Source organism: Candidatus Baltobacteraceae bacterium, assembly GCA_036488875.1.
In the GTDB taxonomy this organism is placed as follows: Bacteria; Vulcanimicrobiota; Vulcanimicrobiia; order Vulcanimicrobiales; family Vulcanimicrobiaceae; genus JAFAHZ01.
The window spans coordinates 77567-99490 of sequence record DASXGW010000007.1 but is presented as its reverse complement, the minus strand read 5'-3'; the positions used below and the strand labels follow the sequence as shown (position 1 = coordinate 99490).

Here is a 21924-nt window from a genome sequence, read left to right as displayed (position 1 = left end):
ACTCACTTTGAATCGGCCTCGCGCGCGCGTTTGATTTGTTCTTGCAGCGCCTCCAGCGTGCGGCCCGACGGCGGCGTCCCCGCCTGTACGTTCAACTTATTGGCAAACGCCGGACGCGGCGAACGCTCCTTGGCGGGACCGCGCGTCGGATAATCTTTGCGCAGCGGATGACCTTCCCAGTCGTACGGCAACTGAATGCGGCGCAAGTCGGGGTGTCCTTCGAAAACGATGCCGAACAGATCGAAGACTTCGCGTTCGGCCCAATCGGCCGACTTCCACAGATCCATGACGCTGGGGAGCCGCGGGTTCGCGCCGTCTACCCCGCACAGCAAGCGCACGCGCGCCGGCGTACCGACGTCCGACACGCTCGCGGCACGCGCCGGCATCTTGAGCAAGTGATAGACGACGTCGAAGCGCGGCGTACGCTCGGGATAATCGACGGCGCCGAGATCGAGCAGCATCGTATAGCCTTCGGCCTTGAGCGCGGTCAGGCGATCGCGCAGTGCCGACGGCTCGATACGCTCGATGACGGCGTCATCGATCGGCGGCCGTAGGCTTGGAGGATCGATTGCGGCGCCGGCGAGCGGTGGCGTTTGCGTGCTTGGCATGACTGGATTCGACCTTAAGACCTGGCGAGGATTCCGCCGCGACCGCCTTCGCGGATCTGCTGCTGAATCAAGTTCACGGCATAGAGCAGACCGTCGGGCGTGGGCGGACAACCGGGAACGTAGACGTCGACCGGCACGATGGTATCGATGCCTTGAACCACGGCATAGTTATCGAAAATACCGCCCGAACTCGCGCACGCGCCCATCGAGATAACCCATTTCGGATCGGCCATCTGATCGAAGAGGCGCTTCACGACCGGCGCCATCTTCCACGCGACTCGCCCCGAGACGATCATGAGGTCGGCTTGCCGCGGCGAGCTGCGAAAGACTTCGGAGCCCAGCCGCGCGATGTCGTACTCCGACGAAGTAACGGTCATCATCTCGATCGCACAGCACGCAAGACCCATAGTCAGAGGCCACACCGACGAGCTTTGCGCCCAACGCGCGACGTCGTCGAGACGCGCGAGAAGAAATTGTCCGGGTCCTACCTCCAAACGAAACCACCCTTTTTCCAGACGTAGGCGTAACCGATGGCGAGCACGATGATGAAGACGATCATTTCGAGCAAACCGAAGACGCGCAGCGCGTGCATCTGCACGGCCCACGGATAAAACGACGCCGCTTCGACGTCGAAGATCACGAACAGCATCGCGATGAGATAAAAACGCACCGGGAAGCGACCCGCCACGGCCGACGTCGGCTCGACGCCGCACTCGTACGCTTCGAGTTTTTGCGGATTCGGTTTACGGCGCGCGACGAGCCCGGGCAGTACCGAAAACAACAGTGCCGCCGCTAGCGCGACGCAGAGGTAAATCGCGACCGGAATATACGGGCTCATGCAGGAGACAGGGTTTTGGCCTCCGCTCCGCTATACCTGGCGGTATGCGGTACGTGGTACTCGGAATGATATTCTTATTCGCCTTGGGTGACGGGTGCTCGCCTACGCCAAATGTCGTTGGCGTGCAAGATTACGGGCAAGTCACCGGACGCGTCCTCGATGCGATGACCAACCGGCCGATTCCGAGCGCATTGGTTTCGGTCGGGTCGCTGTACACGACGACGGCCGACCCCAACGGCGCGTTTACGTTGACCAAAGTGCCCGTCGGCGACCAGACGGTCACGGCTCGAGCGCCGGGCTACGACTACTCGACCGCCGACACGACCGTGCTGAAGGAGCAAGCGGTTTCCATCGGTTACGTGCGGCTCGTTCCGTCGGTGCATCCGGCCGGCCAGCCGACGCTTCCCCCACCGGCGACCCCGTCGCCGGCTCCGACCGCGACGCCAAGCGCGGCCGCGAGCACATCGCCTGCCTCCTCGGGCAGCCCGTCACCCAACCCGAGCCCGGCCGCGACCGCGTCGCCCTAAGCCAGCCGAAGTGCGGCCAGGTCGAGGTCGTACTCGATCGACCGGAAGATGTCGTCGGGGATCTCACCGGCGGTGCGCATCGTCGTGATCGTGCGGCGCTCGGCCGCGAGCGCTTCCTTTTCTAGTTCGCGATCGAGCACGCTCGCTCGGCTCTCGTCGGTGTCGGCCGGCGCGCCGCGTCCACGCAGCAGGTCGATGCGCTGCTGATACTCCTCCATCACTCGCCCTACGACTTCGGTCTCGAGGGCACCGTGGTGTCGCCGTTCGTAGTCGCGCAGACGCTCCAAGCCCGCTTCGAGCGCGCGGACGCGCAAATGCGCTTCGCGCTGCGCGCCTTTGCTCGTCTCGGTGATGCCGAGCCGCTCGATGATCGGCCCGAGCGTTAGCCCCTGGAAAGCCAACGTCACGAAAACGACGCAGAAGGTGAAGAAAATCGTCACGGCGCGCTCGGGGAAGCCGGTATGGCCCAGCGAGTACGGCAGCGCGAGCGCCGCGGCCAACGACACGATGCCGCGCATCCCGGACCAACCGATGACGAAGACCGCGTTCGCCGGCGGACTTGGATCGAGTTTGCGTAGGCGCGGAATCAGGCGCGGAAGATAGGTTGCCGGGAAGACCCATATCAGCCGTACGACGATCACGAGCGCCGCCAGCGCCAAGCCGTAAAGAATGTAGTCGCGGACGTGCGGCACGAGCTTGGCGAGAATCTCCGGCAGCTCCAATCCGATGAGCAGAAACGCGAAAGCGTTGAGGATAAACGTGAGGAGCTGCCAGACCCCCGAACCCAGCAGCCGCGTCTCCGAATCGATGAACTCACTCGAGCGGCGGCCGCTGATCAATCCCGCGCATACCGCCGCCAACACGCCGGAAACGTGGAGGGCCTCAGCCGGAACGTACGAGATGAACGGAGCGAGCAGAAAGAGGACGCTGGCAACGGTCGGATCGTTGGCTCCGCGGCGCGCGAGATAACGCATGATGCCTTCGACCCCGAACGCCGTCACGATCCCGATCGCCACGCCGCCGGCCGCAACGAGAACGAACGTCAGCGTCGCTTGCGTCAGCGAAAACGCTCCGGTTACCGCGGCGGCCAGCGCAAAGCGATAGAGAACCAGCGCGGTTGCGTCGTTGAACAGGCATTCGCCGGTAATGATCGCAGCGATCCGCCGCGGGATCGCGAGTTCGGAAAAGATCGCCTCCGCGGCGACCGCGTCCGGGGGCGAAACGATTGCTCCGAGCGTGAACGCGAGTGGCCACCCGAAGCCGACGAAAAAGTGCGCGAACGCAGCGACCGCGACAGTCGTAAAGAGCACTAATCCTATCGCCAACAACGCAATCGGACGGATGTTCCGTCGCAGGTCCCACGCATCGGTGCTCCACGCGGCACTGTAAAGCAGCGGCGGCAGGATCAGCAAGAGGATCAGGTCGGGCTCGATGTGCGGCCGCGGCAGATTGCGGCTGAACGCTAGAGCGATGCCGCCGACGACGAACGCGATCGGATACGGAATACGCAGGCGCCGCGCGATCAAGGTCAAGATCACGACGGCGACGAGGAACGTAATGAGGACGAGGGCCTGCGTCACGCGGGGTCGTCTTCTCCGCCGATCCAAATGCCCGCGGCGCGCAAATCGATTGCGTAGCCGGCAACGACGAGATACGCGCTTTCGGCCGATCGCGCTAATCGCTGCGACATGCGGCCCAGACCGTCGCGAAAGAGCCGGGCGGCGGCGTTCGACGGCGCGACGTCCCATCCGATCTGCTCGCACACCGCGATAACGCGCGCCGGAGAAGCAAGCATCGCGTCGACCAGCTCGGCGGCCTCGCGATCGATCCGGGCTTCGAGCACGGCGTAGTTGACTTCGAGCAGCTCGATGCGTGCGCGAATCCGCGCCCACATGTACGTACCGAGCGCGTCGACGAGCAGACATTGCGAGGCCTGCGCTGCCGAAAAAAGCGCGAGCTGCGCGTCGTGGTTCATCGGCGCCGTCTCCACGGTCGCCCACTGTGACGGCCGGTGCCGCAGGTGCCGCGAAAGCCGCGCGTTCCACTCGGCGTCTTCGGGTTCGTGCGCGGCGGTTGCGACGTAGATTACCTCGAGCCCGCACTCGCCCGCCAGCCGCACCCCGAAGGCGCTCTTTCCCGACCGCGCCGGCCCGGTCACGAAGATCACTCCCATGATCGGCGAACCTTCGGACCGTGGTCGGCGACATCCTCAGCGTCTTGGCCGGATTGGCCGTTATCCTGCTCGTGCTCAACGACGTCTTTCAGTCCGTCGTCGTCCCGCGCGCGGTCGGCCGCCGTTGGCGGATCAGCTTCTTCGTTTGGCGCGTCTCCTGGCGCCTGTGGCCGGGAGCGGCTTGGAAGCTCTACGCCGCCGACGACGACCGGCGCGAGAATCTCCTCGCCGTTTTTGCGCCCTTCATGCTCGTCTTCTTGCTGTTCGTCTGGGCAGCCGGCGTCGTCTTCGGATACGGTTTGATCTTCTGGGGATTGCGCGCGGGGATCGCGCCGCCGATTCATTCGTTCGGCGAAGCGCTTTATTTTTCCGGAACGTCGACGCTGACGATCGGATTCGGCGACGTGGTCGGCAGAAGCGCGGGGGCGCGTTTCTTCTCGGTCCTCGCCGCGGTGTCGGGCTTCTCGACGTTCTCGATCGTCACCGCGTACTTGTTCTTGCTGTTCGCTTCGTTCCAATCGCGCGAACAGTTCGTCGTAACGCTCGGCGCGCGTGCCGGAACGCCGCCCAGCGGCGTCAACTTACTGTGCATCGCCGGATACTCCGAGACGCGTGACGACTTCGGGCGATTGATGATCGACGGTCAACATTGGGTCGCGCAACTGATGGAAAGCCATCTCGCCTATCCGGTGCTGGCTTTCTTTCGCTCGAGCCACGATTACGAATCGTGGGTCGGAACGTTGGGAACGATGCTCGATGCGGCTACCCTGCTCATGACGACGGTCGACGGGTCGCACGGGCAATCGCGTCTCTTCTTCAACCTCGGACGTCACGCAACCGGCGATTTGGCGCGCTACTTTCAACTCGACGGCGATTCGCACGGCGCGGGTATCGAGCGTCCGGAGTTCGACCGCGCGTGCGACCGGCTCGAATCCGCCGGGTACGCGTTGCGCGATCGCGACGAGGCGTGGAAACGCTTCGCCGAGCTGCGCTCGACGTATGCAGGACATCTCAACGCCATGGCGGCATTCTTCGAAATTCCGCCGCTGCAGTGGGTCGGCGATCGCGGAACGATTAAGAAAGCACCGCATTGATGACATTTGCAACGGTCGTACTCTCGACGATTTTGGCGCTCGCTCAATCCATGCTGACGCAAGCACAGAGCGGCCGGTTCGACCGCACCGAATTGACGTCGTCGATGAGCAGCCAACTCACGCAAGAACAGGCCGCGCATTTCGTGAGCACCGTGGGACGACTAGGAAAGCCGTCGACGTTCGTTCTCGAAAGCAAAACCGCGAAAGGCTCGTACACGAAATACACGTACCGAGTTTCGTTTGCCGACGCAACCGTCGACGAACAGATCGTACTCGACGCGTCGGGCAAAGTTGCCGGTCTCTGGTTCACGCCCGCGCCCGTTGCGGAGGCGCCCGGAGACGCGTCCGCACTCGCGCTCGCGAAATCGCTGCTGCGCCAAGCCCAGGCCGGGAGCCTCGACCGCGGTCGGCTTACGTCGCAGGCCGCCGCGTCGTTTACGTCCGACGCCACGGCCCGGATGAAAGAGCAGCTCGCGCCGCTAGGAAGCCCGACGTCGTTCACGCTCCAAAGCCGCAGCAAAGATACGACGGGAACGACCTACTACTACCGCGTTGCATTCGCCGGTGCGGGCATGTACGAAGAACTCACGCTCGACACCGGCGGCAAAGTCGCCGGCCTCTGGTTCAAACCGGCGCGATAAAGCCCTAAAAACCGTGCGCGGCGTCGACGCGGTGCAGAAACTTTTTCGCTTCGTCGATCGGCAAAGCGAAACCGATGCTGCGCTCTTCGTCGAAGCGCGACTCGGCAATGCCGACGACTTCGCCGGTGTCGGCGATAAAGACCGGGCCCCCGCTTTCCCCGGGAACGATCGCCAACGTTACTTCGAGCGCGTCGGGACGCACCGACGACAAACGTCCGTCGAACGTCGACGACGTTAACCCGAGCCCTTCGTCGTCGAACTCGTCGGGGATCGGATATCCGACTAAGCCGACTTGCCGGCCGAGCTCGTCGCTGAGATGCGCCGACGAACCGAGCGCGACCACCGGTAAGTTTTTGCGCGGCGTGCGAATGAGGGCGACGTCGAGACGGCTATCTGCGGCCACGACGCGCGCCGGCACTCGCTGCTTGTCGCCGATGGTGATCGAAAGGTCCCACGCATCGTCGATCGCGTGCTGCACGGTCAGCACGTCGCTGCCCCACGCTCCCGATGCGATGACGAATCCGGTGGCGTACGCCTCGTCGTAGGCGTCTTTGCGATGTTCCGGCGGGACCTTCATCTTCAGCAGCACGACGGCCGGACGCACGCGGCGCGCCGAAGCGACGAACGCGTCGTCGGCGTTGCGCGTACACGCAACGAGAACGGCAAAAACCGCAAGCACGTATACCGGCCGCATCACCGCACGCGATTCGCGATGGCCGCGCGAAGCTCCGGAAGGCCCGCGCCGGTACGAGCACTCAGACAGAGCGCGCCCGGCTCTTCGGGGAGGCTAGATTCGACCGACAGATCGCACTTGTTGAACACGACCAAGCGCGGCGTTTGATCGAGCTCGAGCTCGTGCAGCAGACCTTCGACCGCAACGCGCTGGCGCGGCCAGTCTGGATTCGCCGCGTCGAGAACCTCGAGCAGCAAGTCGGCTTCGCGCAGCTCCTCGAGCGTCGCGCGAAACGCATTGACGAGATCCTTCGGCAGATCGGTGATAAAGCCGACCGTATCGGCTAGACGGACGTAGCGGTTGGGCGCAAGGTAGACGCGGCGAATCGTCGGATCGAGCGTCGCGAACGGCTGGTCGGCAACGAACGCATCGCTGTGCGCGAGCGCGTTGAGCAGCGACGACTTTCCGACGTTCGTATATCCTACGAGCGCGACGAGCGGCTCGCGATGCGGCGCCGCGCGGCGCACGGCGCGTTGCCGGCGTACGTCCTCGAGCTGACGCCGCAGCACGGAGATACGCGCGCCGATCCGGCGGCGATCGACCTCGAGTTTGGTTTCACCGGGACCGCGCGTGCCGATGCCGCCGCCCAGCCGCGACAGATCCGCGCCGACGCCGATGAGATTCGATTGCCGGTATCGCAGCTGCGCCAGCTCGACTTGCAGCTGGCCTTCACGGCTGCGCGCGTGACGCGCGAACACGTCGAGAATGAGCATCGTTCGATCGACGATCGGCAACGGCACGATGCGCTCGAGATTCTTGCGCTGACGCGGGCGCAAGTCGTTGAGCACGAGCAGCAGACCCGCGTCGAGCTCGCGAGAGCGCTCGGCGATCTCGCGCGCTTTGCCGCTGCCTACCAGGGTCGCCGGGTCAACGGCGTCGCGCCGCTGCACGATGCGATCGGCAATACGCGCACCGGCCGCTTCGGCGAGCGCCTCGAACTCGAGCAGCTCCGGTTCGAGCGGACGGCGCGCGTCGCCGGTGTCGACGGCGACGACGATCGCGCGCGACGAGTTTACGTCCCGAGCGGCGTCAAGCGTTCGACGAGCCAGCGGAGTCCCTCGTTATAGTTTGGTCCCGGCCGTTCGAGCATCGCGGCGGGATCGACCACAAAAATACGCCTTGCGCGCACGGCGTTCAAGCTGCGCCACGGCTCGTTTTGCAGCACCGCGCCGAGGTGCACCGACGGATCGGTGACGATCGCGTCGGGCTGATCGCGCAGCAGCGCCTCGGAGCTGTATTGACCGTACGCAGCGTCGAGATCGTCGCCCGCGTTGCGCCCACCCGCCATCGCAATAAGCGTCGCGATGTACGACTTCTTGCCCGCGGTCCAGATCGGACCGGTGCCCAGCACGACGAACACCGACGGTTTGCGCTTAAACGCCGCGGTATGCGCGCGCAGTTCGTTTGTTACGCGCATCAGACGCGATGCCAGCGTCGCAGCTTCGCGCGCGTGACCGCTGAGATCGCCCGCCGCCTTGATGTTCGTGAAGATACTGTCGTAGCTGTCGTCCGGTAGAAGCACGACGTGCATCCCCGCGCGTTTGAGCGGATCGACGAGTCGCGCCTGCGCCGGAATGCCGACGACGACGTTGGGATGGAGCGCGACGATCCTTTCGGCATCGACGCTCGAAAAATCGGCCACGACCGGCAAACCCTTCGCATTGGGAACGTCGCTGTAGACCGAAACCCCGACGACTTGCGCTCCAGCACCGACGGAAAAGAAATCTTCCACCAGCGACGGCATCAACGCGACGATGCGCGGATGCGGCGCAGGAGCCACCGCGGTCAGCGCAAGCAACAGCAGCGCCGGAAGGGTGTTTTTCAAATGTCCAGCTTCATCGGATCGCCCAACGGTGCCATGGGGCCCGGTTGATATCCTTCCAAGCGCGGAGTAAAAGCGTACCCGTTCTTCCACGCCCACAGCGTCACGACCGGTGCGTCGGCGACGATCTCCCTGACGATGTCCTCCAGTTCGCGGCGACGCTCGGATTCCTCGTATGTCATGGTGTAACGCCACAGCTTCACGTCGAGATCGGGATTGCAGTAGCGATCGATGTTCTGACCGTGCGGCGGAATTCGCGAGCACGAAAAGATGTTCGCGAGGGATCCATTCGTGTCGCTTTGCTCGGCGAAGCTGGTCGCGTTCCAGTCGCCGCGCATGATGACGCCGTGCAGACCGTACGATGCGAATAACAGCGACGGGGGATAGCGGCGTATCTGCAGCGCGATTCCGACGCTTCGCAGCTCGCCGCGCAAGATCGTGCCGAGGGAGTCGGATTGACTTCCCGGGCCCACCGCGAGCGCCAGCACCAATGACCGGCCGTCCTTTCGGCGCACGCCGTCGGGGGACGTGCGCCAGCCGGCGTCGTCGAGCAGTTGTCGCGCGCGCGCCGGATCGAACGGCGTCATCGGCAGGGCCGCCGGAGCAACCGGTACGGACGGTGCGACCGGCGCTTCTTGCAGCACGCCGTTGCCGTCGACGGCCTGCTCCACGATGTGCGACCGGTCGATGGCGTAACGGACCGCCTGACGCACGCGCCGGTCGTTCGCGGGAGGTTTCTCGACGTTGAAAAACAGCGCGCTCCAAAAGCTCGACGGTCCCACGATCGTTCGAAGCGGGCGAATCGCCTGCACGCTCGCGATGTATTGCGGCGGCATCGCGGGCCACAGATCGACCTCCTCGGTTTGCATGGCTTCGAGCAACTTGTCGCGATTGGGATAGATTCGAAACGTCAGGCGCTGCAGTTTCGGGGGTCCGCGAAAATAGAACGGATTGGCCTCGAGCTCGACGGCTTCATCGTGTTTGAACGCGACCACGCGAAAGGGTCCGATGCCGACGGGTTTTTCGTTGTACGCGACGTGATTGATGTTCGGCTCGCGCGCGAGCAGATGCTGAGGCAGAACGCACGGCGATGCCACGCCCGTGCCGAAGAACGTCGGCTCGAAGAGCGCGTACGGGCGCTTGAGATGGTAGGCCACCGTGTAGGGATCGGGCTCGGAGATCCGGTCGATCAGATCCCAGCCTTCGCGCGTCAGCTCGTCGTTGGCGGGGTTGAGGACGACGCGCGTCGAGAACACGACGTCGTCGGCGGTAAACGGTGCACCGTCCGACCAGCGCACGCCGTGACGCAGATGAAAGACGATCGTGCGCCCATCGGCGCTGATACCGCCGTTGCGTTCCGTCGGCAGCTCGGTCGCGAGCTCGGGCTGCGGACGCCCTTGCGCGTCGTACCGAAACAAATACGCCATCGTCAAGATGCCGATCGTGTGCACGGTCGTTCCGTTGAACAGATGCGGATTGAGCGTCGGGACGTCACCGTTGCCGTCGGCGACGCGCAGCCAGTGCGTTTGCGGCGTACCCTCGTGCGGCCGTTGGGAACAAGCCGCAGCGACGAGCAGCAGCGAGGCGAGGGCAGCAGCGGACGCCCGATTCATGGACGCGAGCCCTTCGCGCACAGGAAGCTCCGTCTCCCGCTGCCAAGGCTACCGGCCTAGGTTTGCGCGCGGGAAGCCGGTTCGATGCCGGCACGGTCGCGCCACTGTAAGCGGGGAGCCGCCCGAAGCCACGATCGAGAGATTGGAAGGCGAGGGCAACGACGGCGTTCGTACCCGCGAGTCAGGATACCGCTGCAAGCCGTTCATAATCCGCCTCGCGTCAGGGAAAGGATTGCGATGCTTGCTTTCGTCTTTGCGACGGCAGTTGCCGTCGTCTCACCAAAGCCATCACCGTCACCGTCGTCTCCACCTGAAATCGTCCACGTCGTCACGAGCGATCGCGGACAAGAAGCCGCGTCGCGTGCGACGCGCACGACGTACGTGGTGACCGCCGCCGACATCGCTCGCAACGGCTATCGCACCGTCGCCGATGCGTTGTCGCAAGTGCCGGGCCTATACGTCGCGCGCTACGGACCGTTCGGGCAGTTCGCCGAGATCAGCATGCGCGGCAGCAACGCGCTGCAGACGCTCGTGCTGCTCGACGGACTTCCCGTTGCGGGTTCGCAGATCGAAAACGTCAATCTGGAGCAAATGCCAGCGACCGGCATCGATCGGATCGAGGTCGTCGAGGGCGGCGGTTCGACCTTGTACGGATCGGGGTCGATCGGCGGCGTGATCAACGTCATCACGACCGGCGCCGCACCGACGACGGCGACGGTTTCGACCGGATCGTTCGGGCAGCAAACGTATCAGCTGCAGACGCCGTATTTTTCGTTCCAGCGGACGTACGCCGCCAACAACTACGGTTTGCCCGGCGGCGGTTCGCGCGTCAACGCCGACGCCGGTCTGACGAGCGGCGCATTGACGTACTCACACCCGATCGGCGGAATGGATTTGCAGTTCTTGGCCGATTTCAGCAACGCGCGTCTGGGCGATCCCGGCCCCGTGGGCTTCACTTCGACCACGGAGCGTCAAGACACGATCGTACGCGACGTCCGTTTGCGCCTAACGCACCACTCGCCGCATGCGGACTTTACGCTCGCCATGGGCGGGTCGTCACAAGATTTCAGCATCACGTGCGACTCGCCCAACGACTTCGGCTGCCCGAACTGGGTCGATCTACCCACGCCCAAGCAAACGCCGCCGCCATACGCCGAGCTCTTGAACGACGAGCGCGCAATGGTGGAAGTGACCAACGCCGTGGGCGACGAGCGCCGGCGCCTCGTCTACGGAATCGACGTGTCCGGCGGGAATAGCCGCGTCGACGGAGGTACGGGCAGCGCGTGCCCTCCTTCGGTAAGCTACTACGGCTATGGCAGCTGCGGCATTCTCGCGTACGAAGCGGGCGTCACGCCCAGCAGCTACGCGCAATCGGCGGCGTTCGTGCAAGCGCAATGGTTCGGCCGGAACGGCGCCGTTTACTCGGCGGGGCTGCGCGGCGAGCGCGATCTCAACTCGGTGTCGACCGCGCAAGGCGGCGCGCTCTCGCCGTCCATCGGCGCGATACTGCCGCTCGCTAACGGCTTACAACTCAAGCTCAACGCGGCGACGGCATTTCGCGCGCCGACCGCCGAGGAGCTCTTCTATCCTCCGCAGGGAGTGTATTCGAACTCCAGCCTCGTGCCCGAACGAACGCGCGTCGGCGACGCCACGCTCGTCGATCGCGCCGCGTTCGGCGACGTCTCGTTGGGTTGGTTCACGACGTCGGGCTCGAACCTCATCGTCGACGAGAATCCGGCGCTGTTCGACTACAAACCCGTCAACGTGGGGCGCGCGTCGATTCAAGGCTTCACCGTCGGTCTCCACACGCGGCCGGACCGGCACTTTGCTACGACACTCGACGTGACCAACGTGTATCGCGCGCAAGACCTCGACACGCAATCGCGTCTTCCCAATCGCGCTCCCGTGTTTGCGTCCGTTTTGGGATTTCGCTACGTTACGTCACCCTCGAGCCGCTTCGACGGAGCGGGCGTGACGATCACCGCGAACGGCCGCTTTCAGGCTGCCGCATCGTACGAACCGTACTACGCGCAATCGCAAGCGTATGCGACCGTCGACGCGTACGCCGGCTTTCGCGTCGCACCGTCGATGGTATTGACCTTGCGCGGTTATAATCTGCTCGACGACCGGTACGCGGTCTGGAACGGTTTTCCGATGCCCGGCCCAAGCTTCGCGGTCGAGCTGCGTTCGAAGTAGCGCTGCCAATGCGCGTCGTACTGCTTGCGGTACTCGCCGTGGTTGCGGCGGCGGCGAGTTTGCTCGTGGGCGGGACGGCGCTCTCACCGCATGACATCGGCAGCGCGCTGCTGCACCCGCACGAGAACGACGCCTTGACGACGATCGTCTGGCAGCTCCGGCTGCCGCGCGTCTGCATCGCGGCGGTGGTGGGTGCGGCACTGGCGCTGTGCGGCGCGATGCTGCAAGGCATGCTGCGCAATCCCCTCGTCGATCCTTACCTTACCGGCGTCAGCGCGGGCGCGGCGGCGGCCGTCGCAATCGCCATCCTTGCCGGCGTTTCGCCCGCGTTTACACCGGCGATTGGCTTCATCGCCGGCTTGGGCGCGGCGCTGCTGGTCGCCGCGCTCGCACGTCGCGGCGGCGGCATCGATCCGAACCGGTTGATTCTAGGCGGCGTTTCACTCTCGATGTTCTTCGCGGCGATCGTTACCTTGGCGATCGTCCGCGCGCAAGCCACCGACTACGCCGCTTCGATCGTCGCGTGGCTAGCGGGAACGATGGCCGGACGCGGCTGGCACGATTTAGCGACGACGGGACCGTACGTTGCCGCCGGTGCGGCGATCGCAATATGGTCGATTCCGGCGCTCAACGCGCTGCGCATCGGCGACGTGCGCGCGCGCACCGTCGGCGTCGACGTCGATCGCGCGCAATGGGGGATCCTCGCTGGATCGTCGCTGCTGGCGGCAAGCAGCGTCGTGCTCGCGGGCATGGTGGGTTTCCTTGGACTGCTCGTGCCGCACGTCGCGCGCCGCCTCGTCGGTTCCGACGCGCGCGTCTTGATACCGGCGTGCGCGTTGGCCGGCGCGGCGCTGTGTATGATAGCCGATGCCGTCTGCCGCTCGATCGTCGCACCGGCGGAGCTTCCCATCGGCGTGCTGCTGGCATTCATCGGCGTGCCCGCATTTCTCTATCTCTATCTGCGCGGCGGACGCGCGCAATGATCGCACTCGACGGCGTCGCGTTGGACATCGGCGGACGAAGACTGCTCGACGGCATCGACGCTCATGTCGCGTCCGGCGAGCTGCTCGCGGTGGTCGGCCCCAACGGCGTCGGCAAAACCACGCTGCTGCGCGCGATCGCCGGACTCCACCTCGCGTCGGCCGGAAGCATTGCTATCGACGGCCGCGAGATCGGGACGCTGACGCCGGCACAGCGCGCGCTGCGAGTTGGATTCGTCACCAGCGACGACGTAATGCTCGACGCGCTGCGCGTGCGCGACGTCATCGCCATCGGGCGTTTCGCGCATCACCGCTGGTGGGAGTGGCGCGAGCGGCCCGACGACGACGCGGCCGTAGGGGAAGCGCTCGCGGCGGTTGCGATGGACGCGTTTGCGCAACGGCTCTTCTCGACGTTGAGCAGCGGCGAGCGACAACGCGTGTGGATCGCAATGGGCTTAGCGCAAGCGACGCCGGTACTGCTGCTCGACGAACCGACGAGCCATCTCGACCTGCGCGTTTCGCATCAGATCCTCGCGTTGCTCGGCGAGCTCGCGCGCGGGGGAAAGACCATCGTCTGCGCGATTCACGACGTCAACGACGCGGCGGCGTACGCCGATCGCATCGCCCTGCTGGGCGACGGACGCCTCGCCGCGCTCGACACGCCGGATCGCGTCCTGGGCAGCGACGTTCTCGAAGCGACGTATCGCGTGACGATGGAGCGGGTGCGACTCGCCGGCGGAAGCCTTCGCGTCTTCGCGCGCTAACGGCGCTGCAGGCGCGTATCCGAATCGGTCACCCACTTGCCGATTCCCTTTTGCGGTCCGTTCAAGATCATGATGCCGATGGCGTCCTCGGGCGTCTCCGACGCGTGAGACGGAACGAATCCCGCAACGCACGCTACGACCTGCGCGCGAGTACCCGCGGCGACGAGGACTGCGTGCGGTAGCAACTGCTCGGCTTCGTCGAACGATGCCGCGTGATACGCGCGCAAGCGGAAGCGCGAATCCCACGCGAGCACGTCGGGATCGTCGCCCGATCCGTAGAGAACGACCCGGTCCCCCTGGTGCAGCGTACATGGTGGAGGCGGGTTCGGAACGGGCGTTTGGTGCGTCGCGCCGGTGAACGCAAACGCGAGCAGCGACGTCAGCAGCGCCGGGGCGAGCTTACGCATCGGGCTCTCCCCGCAGCGCACGCACGACCAAGATCGCGAGATCGTCGCGCAGCCGGTTGCGACTAAGCGCTCGGACGCTTGCGATCAGCCCGTCGGCCAGCTCTTGCGCGTGCTCGCTTCCTTTTGCGATGAGCTCCATCGCGCCGGCGTCGAGCAGCTGCTGGCCCGAGCGCGTGCGCGCTTCGGTCAAGCCGTCGGTCGCCAGCACGAGCAGATCGCCGTGTTCCAAGTTGGTCTGGCGCGACTCGAACGGCTCCTCCATGACGCCGAGGATCGGACCGGTGACCGCAAGCTGCTGCACGTTACCGGAACGACGAATAAACGCCGAATCGTGCCCGGCGCTGGCGTAACGCAGCACGAACGTTTCGGTATCGAGTATCCCGAGCCACATCGAGACGAACAGATACGGGTTCTCGACCGCCTGCGAAAACGACGTGTTGAACTCGCTCAGGATCGCGGCCGGATCGCGGCGGCGAAGGGCGATCGCGCGAATCGTAAACTTGATGAACGCGGTCAGCACCGCGGCGTCGATGCCCTTACCGCTGACGTCGGCAATCAGGAGAAGCGCGAGATTGCTCGATAAGCGATAGACGTCGTACACGTCGCCGCCGACCGCCAAATGGCTGCTGGCCGAAACGTACGCCCCGCCGACCTCGCAATGCGGAATCGGAAGCGTCTCGCTGCGAAACGCGCGCTGGAGAATCTCGGTCGTCGTGCGCTCTTCTTCCAGTTCGCGATAGAGCCGCGAGCGAAACGCGTTAAAAAGAATGGCGAGCAGGCCAAAAAGCAGCAGCCAGAAGGCGCGAACGTACGAGCTGCGGTCCAGCTCGGTTTGCGTGCTGCGTCCCAGAACGTCGTTCTGGGCGGCCAGCTCGGCGCGAATCGTGCGTACTACGCCGGCTTCCTGATCGCTGAAAAACTTATTGCGCTTGTCGATCTCCGCGAGTTGCCGGGTGGGATTTGCGAGCACGGGTTTGGCGACGGCGTCGCGCCACCGCTTCTGAAGCCGAGCGTATTGATCGACCAGACGCTGCGCGGTGATCAAACCCTGCGACGAAAACGTCTGCCGTAGGTGGCTTTCGCGGCTATCGAACTCACCGGCTGCGGCTGTGTATTGATCGACGTAGAACGGATCGTGCGTGAGCGAGTAGCCGCGCAGCGAATTCTCCTCGTCGACTTGCAGCCGCAGCATCTCTTCCAGCTCGGTTTGGCCGGCCTGCATTTGTGACTGGCGCGCGAAGGTTCGCACCATAGACTCGCGCGTTTGAAAAGCGCCCAAGACCGCGAAGGCCAGCGCGAGCAGCAGAAACGCCGTCAGCAGCAGCGTACCCGTGACGCGAGCTAGCGGCACGCTAGGTCTTACGATACGGTCCTCCGAACAGGCTCGTGCTATGCAGGCGCACGTAGACCCGGGTATCTTCAAGTCCTACGACGTTCGCGGGATTTATCCGGCCGAATTCGACGACGACGTCGCGTACGGTATCGGCCGCTGTTTCGTCCCGCTCGTAAACGCATCCAACGCGTCGAAGCCCACGATCGCGGTGGGACGCGACATGCGTCCCAGCGGTGAGAATTTGTTCGAAGCGTTTGCGCGCGGAGCGACCGAAGCCGGGGCCGACGTCGTCGACATCGGCATGGTATCGACCGACGCGCTCTACTTCGCCGTCGGAAAGCACGCGTTCGCCGGCGGCGTCATGATCACGGCATCCCACAATCCCGCGCAATACAACGGCATGAAGTTCACGCGTTCGCAAGCGCAAGCGATTTCGCTCGAAAGCGGGCTTTCCGAAATTCGCGATCGGCTCGTGGACGGAAACCTTCCGCCCAAAGCCGCGACTCCCGGAACGATCTCGCACCGCAACATTTTGGAAGATTTCGCGGAGCACTGCCTGTCGTTCGTGGATCGCGCGAAAATCAAGCCGCTCAAGATCGCTATCGACGCGGGCAACGGCATGGCGGGCGAAACGGTTCCGTACGTGTTCAAGCGCCTGCCGTGCGAAGTAATTCCACTCTATTTCGAACTCGACGGAAGCTTTCCGAACCATCCGGCCAGTCCGATCGAACCCGAGAACATGGTCGACCTGCAAGCCGCCGTCAAGCGGCACGGCTGCGATCTGGGCGTGGCGTTCGACGGCGACGCCGATCGTATGTTCCTCGTCGACGAGAAAGGGGAACTGGTCGACGGCAGCACCGTCACCGCGCTCGTGGCGCTCAACACCCTCAAGAAGCATCCCGGCGCAAAGATTCTCTACAATCTCATCTGCAGCCGCAGCGTTCCCGAGCTCATCGCAGGAGCCGGCGGAAAGCCTATCCGCTCGAAAGTCGGTCATTCGATCATCAAAGCGATCATGCGCGAGCAAGATATCATTTTTGGCGGCGAGCACAGCGGCCATTTCTATTTCCGCGACAATTGGTACGCCGACTCGGGAATGATCGCGATGCTTCAGTGCCTCGAGCTGTTCAGCGAAGCGAACAAGCCGGTCAGCGAAGTGATCGCGCCGATCGACACCCGGTTCCGGTCGGGGGAGATCAATAGCAAGGTTCGCGACATCCCGTCGAAGCTGCACGAGATCGAGGAGCGCTACAAGGACGCGCAGATCGATCACCTCGACGGCATCACCGTCGGGTACCCCGACTGGTGGATGAACATTCGTCCGTCGAACACCGAGCCGCTGTTGCGCCTCAACGTCGAAGGCGATACGAAACCGCTCATGGAGAAACACCGCGACGAAGTACTCGCCCTAATCCGTGACTAGAGTTGACGAAGATGCGATGCAGCGTTACGAGCAAACGCGCGACGAACTCGTCGCGCGTTTGCTCGAATTAGAGGGTCTCCTCTCCGAGGATCGTAAGGCCTCGCTGCAGGCGGCCCGTACGCGACTCGCGCGCGGAAAATTCGTTCTCGCCGTCGTCGGCGAGTTCTCGAGCGGCAAATCGTTTCTCCTCAACGCGCTGCTTGGAAAGTTCGGCCTCCTCGCGACCGACATCAACCCGTCGACCGCAACGATTACCGAGCTCGAGTACGGCGGCGCCGACGAAGCGACGGCGTTTTACGAAGACGGCCGCAGCGAGCGCGTTCCGATCGATTCGCTCGGCAAGTTCGTGACGACCAACGAAACCGACGCGCCGGTTCGCGTGCTCGTCAGAGCGGCATCGCCGTTTCTCCAGCGCGGATTCGTGGTCGCCGATACGCCGGGGCTGGCATCGATCAACCCCGCGCACCGCCGCGCGACCTTGCAGTTCTTGCCCGGGGCCGACGCCGTGCTCTATCTCATCGACACGCAGCAGCCGTTTAGCGAAGGGGACGCCTCGTTTCTGGGCATCATCCGCCAGCATATCGACACGATCTTCATCGTGCAGACGAAGATCGATTTGTGGAGGCAGGCGCAATCCGACGGAGGCGCGGCTTGGGAGCACGCGTCCGAGCGCATCGCGCGCCTGGCGGCGCTGCACGCTCCCGGCACCTACGTCTACGCGCTGTCCGCACGCGATTACGTCGACGGAACGCTGGCATCCGACGAGGCCGTCGTCGAACGCAGCCGCTTTCCCAGGTTTCTCCACGCGCTCGACGCTTCGCTGATCAAGCGTACGGGACGCGCGCGCCTGCGCCGGGCCGGCGACGCCGCGACGGCGGCGGCAAGCGACGAAACCGACGCGATCGATCGCGATTTGACGATGCTGGACCTCGACGCAGCGGCTTTGGCCGGGCGGCGCGAAGCGATCGTACCGCAGCTGCAGCGAGCCGACGCGCAAGCGCGCTCGTTTCGCGAAGAACTGTTGTCCTGCGGCGCACGCGAACGCCAAGCGCTCGTCGAGCGCGGGCGCGCGCTGGCCGAAGAGCTCGAGCGCGCGCTCGCGCAAGTTTTCGACGTTACGGACGTCGCTAAGCTGCGGGATCGCGAACGGCTGCATCTCATCGTCGACCGGGTCGTCGCGGACGTCGCCGGCGAGTTCGCCGAGCGAACCGCGGCAGCGGTAACCGACGACGCTTCCGAAGCGCTCGCACGCGCCCGGGAGCTTCTTCCGCTGCGGTGGTCGCTGCCGGATTCGGCGGCACACGCGTTCGGCGCGCAGGGCGGCACGAGTTTGTGGAGCGGCGACGTCGCCAATGCCGTCGCCGCGACGATCGTGCTCGAAGCAATCGGCGGCCCTGCGATCGCGCTGGTGCAAAGCGTCGCGGCGCGATTTGCTTCGCGGCCGCCGGGCGGCTACATGAAGCGCGAGCTCGCCGCCGACTTACGCAGCGAAATTTTTCCGCGGCTAGCGGCGGAAGTCGAGGCGTTCGCCGGCGCGGTCGGCGCGCGGCTGGGACACGTCTACGAGGACCTGGCCGCCGCAATCGGCAGGGCCGCGCTCCAAAAACGCGACGCCGACCTGGGCAGTATCGAGCGCGCACTGCGCGCCCGCGAAGCGCAGCAGCACGACCGCGTAAACGCCGAGCTGCGCGCCCGTCGCACCGCCATCGCCTCCGCGCTCGAACAGTCCGAGCGCGTCGTGGGGTCGTTCATGGCGCGCGAAGCGGAGATCGCCCCCGCCGATCCGGGCTCGCAGACGGTGCGCGCCGCTCACGTCGAGCCCTCGTTTGATCTCACCTCGTACGATCGCGGCCTTCGGCCCGAACGCTGGCGCGTGGCCGTGCTCGGCGGCCTGCGGCGCGGCAAGAGCAGTCTCATCAACGCGTTTGCGAATCGTCGCGTGCTCACCGACGACCAAGCCGGCAGCGTTCGCTTTCCAATCCACGTTCGCTATGGAGAGCGCGAGCAGGCGTATTGCCTCGATCCTGACGGCACGTGGCGCGAAATTGCGTTTGAAGACGCATCTGCCGCCGCCGCGGAAACCGCCGTCCTGGTTCTCGTTCCGTGGAATCTGCCGCGCCAGCTCGTGCTCGTACACGCGCCGGCCTTCGACTCGGGCGACCCCGACGCCGACGACGTGAACGTTGCGGTAGCCGGTCACGCGAGCGAAGTGCTTTGTCTCTTCTCACGCCAGCTCTCCGACCGCGAGCTCGATCTGTACGATCGCGTCGCTGCGTTCGGAAAACCGATGCTATTCGCACACACGATCGCCGACAACGAATCGCCGAAGGAACGTCGCCACGTCGTCGAGCTTGCGGCCGAGTACCTTAAAGCGCGAGCGATACCGGCCGAACGCGTCTTTACGATCTCCGCTAACGACTACGTTGCAGCGCGCGAAGCGCGGCGCGCCGCATCGCCGTGGAATGAAACCGAAGCGCTTCGTTCGACGTTGGAATCGCACGCCGAAGCACACATGGCGCGACTCGAGCGCCTGGCGAGGGCGCGCGCGGGCGCGGCGCCCGCTCCCACGCACGATACACCCGAGCCGGCTGCGCGCTCGCAGGAGCCGAGCCTGCTCGCGCGCCTCTTCGGCAAGGGGCGACGGAGTGGGGGGTGACGAAGAGGGCGATATGATCCTCGGCCCCGCGTTCATTGCGGTCGGCGACGGAACGTCGACCTATGGGCGCATCGCCGTTGAGGAAGGACGCATCGCAGCGGTCCTTCCGGCCGACGGCCCGACCGACCATCCACTACCCGGCGGCAGCAGCATCGCACCCGGAATGATCGACGTCCATACCAACGGCGCGGCGGATTTTCTGTTCAACCGCGATCAAGGCAATGCCGTGACGGCGGCGGCATCGGAATACGCGCGCGTCGGCGCGACGGGATTCGTGGCGAGCGTCATGACGGCGCCCTGGGAATCGATGCTCCACGCCGCGTCCGAGATCGTCGAGGCGGCCAATCAGCTCGAAGAAGACACGCCCGTCGGCGCGCGCTGTTTGGGCATCCACTTCGAAGGACCGTTTCTCAATCCGAAGTTTCGCCGCGTCCACCGTAACGAGTGGCTGATCGACGCGAGCGCGCAGCGCGCGCAAGAGATGGTCGACGCCTGCAAGGGCGCGTGCCTGCTCGTGACGATGGCGCCGGAGATCGAAGGCGCCGGCGAAGCAATGCGCGTTTTCTTGGAAAACGGCGTCGTCTGCTCGGCCGGACACACGAGCGCGCGCTATCGCGAAGGCATGCTGGCAGTCGGCCTGGGATTCCGCTCGCTGACGCACGCGTTCAACGGTATGCCGCCGCTCGATCACCGCGATCCCTCGATTTTGGCGGCTTTCATTCAGGACCGCCGCACGTTAGTGCAAGTGATTTGTGACGGTCTGCACGTCTCGCCGGTCATGATCGACATTTTGCACCGCACGCTCGGCGACCGGATCGTGCTCGCGACCGACAATATGCCGCCGGCCGACCCCGGCTATCACATCGAAGGCGGCTTGATGCGCGCGTCCGACGGCACCATCGCCGGCAGCGCGCTCAAGATCGACGAGGCGCTGCGCAACTATATGTCCTACGCCCAGATTCCGTTCGCGCAGGCGATCGTCGCCGCTACCGGAGCGCCGGCCAAGCTGATCAAGCACGACGGCGAGATGGGACGCATCGCGCGCGGCATGCGCGCCGACCTCTCGCTGTGGGATAAGGATTACTCGATCATCGGCACGATGGTCGGCGGCCGCTTCGTGTATCATCGCGCCGAAGTAGCGGCTTAGGCGTTGCTTTGCGGAGGTTCGTCGTCAGGAGGTTCGTCGTCAGGAGGTTCGTCGTTAGGGGTTACTGAGTAATCCTCGCGAGCCTTGTGCTCCACGATCGCGGAGCGCAGCATCGCGACCGAAGCGTAGACGACCACGATGACGACCAGCCAGCGCACCCAATAGAGTGGTAACGATTTCACGATAAACGCCGCTAAAAGTACCGCCGGTACGCCGCCGATGGCCAGTCCGATGGCCGCGCGCATCGAGAACGCCTCGAACTTGGCAAACCGAAGGCTCGCGATCGGCATGAGGAACGCGCAGGATCCCATCATGATTGGGAACGCGGCCTTGGGCGTCATGCCCAACAGCGAGACCATGATCATTGCCGGAGCGTACAGGCCGATACCGATGGTCATCAGCGCACCGAGGCAGAAGTTGATGACGATACCCGCGATCAGCAGCGTGCCCGTCAGCCCCGCAGCTTCACCGCCGCCCGGCATCTTGTTGAGGTCCTGCATGAGAAAAATGGCCGCTGCAACCAACAGCGCCGTTCCCATGCCGATTTGAACGTAACGCCGCGGCCAACGCGAGACGACGCCCGCGCCGAGCCACGCTCCGGCGATCGCCGAAACGATCAGCGTGATGAGCGTCAGCGGATCGACGCCGACGATCGCGATGAAGACGAACGCTTCCACAATGGTCGGGAACGTATGGCCGATGTTGAGCGTACCCGGTATTTTTTCGTCGGGCACGAGCTTGAAGAACTTAAAAAGCGATGTGGTCGGCGCAAACGAGCCGATACCGAGCGTATCGAAGAAGTTCGTGACGAACCCGATGGCGGTTTCGATCGGCTTGGGCCACGCGAGCGGCTGTTTCGACCGCCGATAAGCCATCGCGATCACGACTGCCATAACGACAAGCCCAGCCCAGAGAAAGTTCCGGACGACCATATCGCGGGTCCCTTCGACTTCGCCGCCTAGGCTCATG

General features: G+C 64.7%; 21 protein-coding genes and 1 riboswitch. Of the genes, 9 read left to right on the top strand and 12 right to left on the bottom strand.

Features of this window, described 5'->3' with window-relative positions; translation table 11 throughout:
- Positions 1-2: 2 nt before the first annotated feature.
- From VGG89_09700 to VGG89_09690, 3 genes are read right to left on the bottom strand one after another with little or no spacing between them, the layout of a single operon-like run.
- Positions 3-608 carry an NADH-quinone oxidoreductase subunit C gene (locus tag VGG89_09700; GenBank protein HEY1976808.1) on the bottom strand — a complete coding sequence of 202 codons (606 nt, stop codon included), beginning with the start codon at positions 606-608 and terminating at the stop codon, positions 3-5.
- A gap of 14 nt (positions 609-622) precedes the next feature.
- Positions 623-1102 (bottom strand): NADH-quinone oxidoreductase subunit B family protein, encoded by a 480-nt coding sequence (locus tag VGG89_09695; GenBank protein ID HEY1976807.1) that lies wholly within the window; start codon positions 1100-1102, stop codon positions 623-625.
- Positions 1093-1446: an NADH-quinone oxidoreductase subunit A gene (locus VGG89_09690; GenBank protein HEY1976806.1), complete on the bottom strand. Its 354-nt coding sequence runs from the start codon at positions 1444-1446 to the stop codon at positions 1093-1095. Before VGG89_09690 ends, VGG89_09695 begins: the two co-directional genes overlap by 10 nt.
- A 122-nt stretch (positions 1447-1568) precedes the next feature.
- Between VGG89_09690 and VGG89_09685 the strand changes: the two genes are divergently transcribed.
- Positions 1569-1973, top strand: a complete 405-nt coding sequence (locus VGG89_09685) for a carboxypeptidase-like regulatory domain-containing protein (GenBank protein HEY1976805.1) — start codon at positions 1569-1571, stop codon at positions 1971-1973.
- On the opposite strand, the gene VGG89_09680 is transcribed toward VGG89_09685, so the two are convergent.
- Both VGG89_09680 and VGG89_09675 read right to left on the bottom strand, forming a co-directional pair.
- On the bottom strand, positions 1970-3553 hold the full coding sequence (locus VGG89_09680; GenBank protein HEY1976804.1) for a Na+/H+ antiporter: 1584 nt from the start codon (positions 3551-3553) through the stop codon (positions 1970-1972). The genes VGG89_09685 and VGG89_09680 overlap by 4 nt on opposite strands.
- Positions 3550-4146 carry a bifunctional adenosylcobinamide kinase/adenosylcobinamide-phosphate guanylyltransferase gene (locus VGG89_09675; GenBank protein ID HEY1976803.1) on the bottom strand — a complete coding sequence of 199 codons (597 nt, stop codon included), beginning with the start codon at positions 4144-4146 and terminating at the stop codon, positions 3550-3552. The genes VGG89_09680 and VGG89_09675 overlap by 4 nt, the downstream gene beginning before the upstream one ends.
- A 20-nt stretch (positions 4147-4166) precedes the next feature.
- Between VGG89_09675 and VGG89_09670 the strand changes: the two genes are divergently transcribed.
- Together VGG89_09670 and VGG89_09665 are read left to right on the top strand one after the other, a co-directional pair.
- Positions 4167-5240 carry an ion channel gene (locus VGG89_09670; GenBank protein ID HEY1976802.1) on the top strand — a complete coding sequence of 358 codons (1074 nt, stop codon included), beginning with the start codon at positions 4167-4169 and terminating at the stop codon, positions 5238-5240.
- Entirely contained in the window at positions 5237-5881 is a 645-nt protein-coding gene (locus VGG89_09665) for a hypothetical protein (protein HEY1976801.1), read from the top strand. The genes VGG89_09670 and VGG89_09665 overlap by 4 nt, the downstream gene beginning before the upstream one ends.
- Positions 5882-5885: 4 nt before the next feature.
- On the opposite strand, the gene VGG89_09660 is transcribed toward VGG89_09665, so the two are convergent.
- The 4 genes from VGG89_09660 to VGG89_09645 are packed head-to-tail and all read right to left on the bottom strand — an operon-like array spanning position 5886 to position 10049.
- A complete protein-coding gene (locus VGG89_09660; GenBank protein HEY1976800.1) occupies positions 5886-6575 on the bottom strand; it encodes a serine protease in 690 nt (229 codons plus the stop codon).
- A complete protein-coding gene (gene hflX, locus VGG89_09655) occupies positions 6575-7612 on the bottom strand; it encodes a GTPase HflX (protein HEY1976799.1) in 1038 nt (345 codons plus the stop codon). Before hflX ends, VGG89_09660 begins: the two co-directional genes overlap by 1 nt.
- Positions 7613-7626: 14 nt before the next feature.
- Positions 7627-8439: a helical backbone metal receptor gene (locus tag VGG89_09650; GenBank protein ID HEY1976798.1), complete on the bottom strand. Its 813-nt coding sequence runs from the start codon at positions 8437-8439 to the stop codon at positions 7627-7629.
- Complete coding sequence (locus tag VGG89_09645; protein ID HEY1976797.1) at positions 8436-10049, bottom strand: peptide ABC transporter substrate-binding protein; 1614 nt, start codon at positions 10047-10049, stop codon at positions 8436-8438. The genes VGG89_09650 and VGG89_09645 overlap by 4 nt, the downstream gene beginning before the upstream one ends.
- Positions 10050-10118: 69 nt before the next feature.
- A riboswitch (cobalamin riboswitch) is annotated at positions 10119-10241 on the top strand.
- 45 nt (positions 10242-10286) lie between these two features.
- On the opposite strand from VGG89_09645, the gene VGG89_09640 reads away from it, so the two are divergent.
- The 3 genes from VGG89_09640 to VGG89_09630 are packed head-to-tail and all read left to right on the top strand — an operon-like array spanning position 10287 to position 13989.
- Positions 10287-12245 (top strand): TonB-dependent receptor, encoded by a 1959-nt coding sequence (locus VGG89_09640; protein HEY1976796.1) that lies wholly within the window; start codon positions 10287-10289, stop codon positions 12243-12245.
- Positions 12246-12253: 8 nt separating this feature from the next.
- Positions 12254-13228 (top strand): iron ABC transporter permease, encoded by a 975-nt coding sequence (locus tag VGG89_09635; protein HEY1976795.1) that lies wholly within the window; start codon positions 12254-12256, stop codon positions 13226-13228.
- Positions 13225-13989 (top strand): ABC transporter ATP-binding protein, encoded by a 765-nt coding sequence (locus VGG89_09630; GenBank protein HEY1976794.1) that lies wholly within the window; start codon positions 13225-13227, stop codon positions 13987-13989. The genes VGG89_09635 and VGG89_09630 overlap by 4 nt, the downstream gene beginning before the upstream one ends.
- Here the strand turns inward: VGG89_09630 and VGG89_09625 are convergent.
- Both VGG89_09625 and VGG89_09620 read right to left on the bottom strand, forming a co-directional pair.
- The gene (locus tag VGG89_09625) at positions 13986-14396 is read right to left on the bottom strand and encodes a hypothetical protein (protein ID HEY1976793.1); all 411 of its coding nucleotides are present in this window, start codon (positions 14394-14396) and stop codon (positions 13986-13988) included. The two genes, VGG89_09630 and VGG89_09625, sit on opposite strands and share 4 nt — an antisense overlap.
- Positions 14389-15747, bottom strand: coding sequence for a SpoIIE family protein phosphatase (locus VGG89_09620; protein ID HEY1976792.1), 1359 nt, complete (start codon positions 15745-15747; stop codon positions 14389-14391). Before VGG89_09620 ends, VGG89_09625 begins: the two co-directional genes overlap by 8 nt.
- A gap of 40 nt (positions 15748-15787) precedes the next feature.
- Between VGG89_09620 and VGG89_09615 the strand changes: the two genes are divergently transcribed.
- From VGG89_09615 to VGG89_09605, 3 genes are read left to right on the top strand one after another with little or no spacing between them, the layout of a single operon-like run.
- Positions 15788-17152, top strand: a complete 1365-nt coding sequence (locus tag VGG89_09615) for a hypothetical protein (GenBank protein HEY1976791.1) — start codon at positions 15788-15790, stop codon at positions 17150-17152.
- Positions 17145-19808, top strand: coding sequence for a dynamin family protein (locus VGG89_09610; GenBank protein HEY1976790.1), 2664 nt, complete (start codon positions 17145-17147; stop codon positions 19806-19808). Before VGG89_09615 ends, VGG89_09610 begins: the two co-directional genes overlap by 8 nt.
- A 13-nt stretch (positions 19809-19821) precedes the next feature.
- Entirely contained in the window at positions 19822-20955 is a 1134-nt protein-coding gene (locus VGG89_09605; protein ID HEY1976789.1) for an amidohydrolase family protein, read from the top strand.
- Here the strand turns inward: VGG89_09605 and VGG89_09600 are convergent.
- Complete coding sequence (locus VGG89_09600) at positions 20952-21887, bottom strand: sulfite exporter TauE/SafE family protein (GenBank protein ID HEY1976788.1); 936 nt, start codon at positions 21885-21887, stop codon at positions 20952-20954. The genes VGG89_09605 and VGG89_09600 overlap by 4 nt on opposite strands.
- Positions 21888-21924: the final 37 nt, after the last annotated feature.

Excerpts from the sequence above, each read along its gene's own strand:
- VGG89_09700 (HEY1976808.1), bottom strand. The coding sequence starts at position 608 with ATGCCAAGCACGCAAACGCCACCGCTCGCCGGCGCCGCAATCGATCCT.
- VGG89_09690 (HEY1976806.1), bottom strand. The coding sequence starts at position 1,446 with ATGAGCCCGTATATTCCGGTCGCGATTTACCTCTGCGTCGCGCTAGCG.
- VGG89_09675 (HEY1976803.1), bottom strand. The coding sequence starts at position 4,146 with ATGGGAGTGATCTTCGTGACCGGGCCGGCGCGGTCGGGAAAGAGCGCC.
- VGG89_09660 (HEY1976800.1), bottom strand. The coding sequence starts at position 6,575 with ATGCGGCCGGTATACGTGCTTGCGGTTTTTGCCGTTCTCGTTGCGTGT.
- VGG89_09645 (HEY1976797.1), bottom strand. The coding sequence starts at position 10,049 with ATGAATCGGGCGTCCGCTGCTGCCCTCGCCTCGCTGCTGCTCGTCGCT.
- VGG89_09640 (HEY1976796.1), top strand. The coding sequence starts at position 10,287 with ATGCTTGCTTTCGTCTTTGCGACGGCAGTTGCCGTCGTCTCACCAAAG.
- VGG89_09635 (HEY1976795.1), top strand. The coding sequence starts at position 12,254 with ATGCGCGTCGTACTGCTTGCGGTACTCGCCGTGGTTGCGGCGGCGGCG.
- VGG89_09630 (HEY1976794.1), top strand. The coding sequence starts at position 13,225 with ATGATCGCACTCGACGGCGTCGCGTTGGACATCGGCGGACGAAGACTG.
- VGG89_09625 (HEY1976793.1), bottom strand. The coding sequence starts at position 14,396 with ATGCGTAAGCTCGCCCCGGCGCTGCTGACGTCGCTGCTCGCGTTTGCG.
- VGG89_09615 (HEY1976791.1), top strand. The coding sequence starts at position 15,788 with ATGCAGGCGCACGTAGACCCGGGTATCTTCAAGTCCTACGACGTTCGC.
- VGG89_09605 (HEY1976789.1), top strand. The coding sequence starts at position 19,822 with ATGATCCTCGGCCCCGCGTTCATTGCGGTCGGCGACGGAACGTCGACC.
- VGG89_09600 (HEY1976788.1), bottom strand. The coding sequence starts at position 21,887 with ATGGTCGTCCGGAACTTTCTCTGGGCTGGGCTTGTCGTTATGGCAGTC.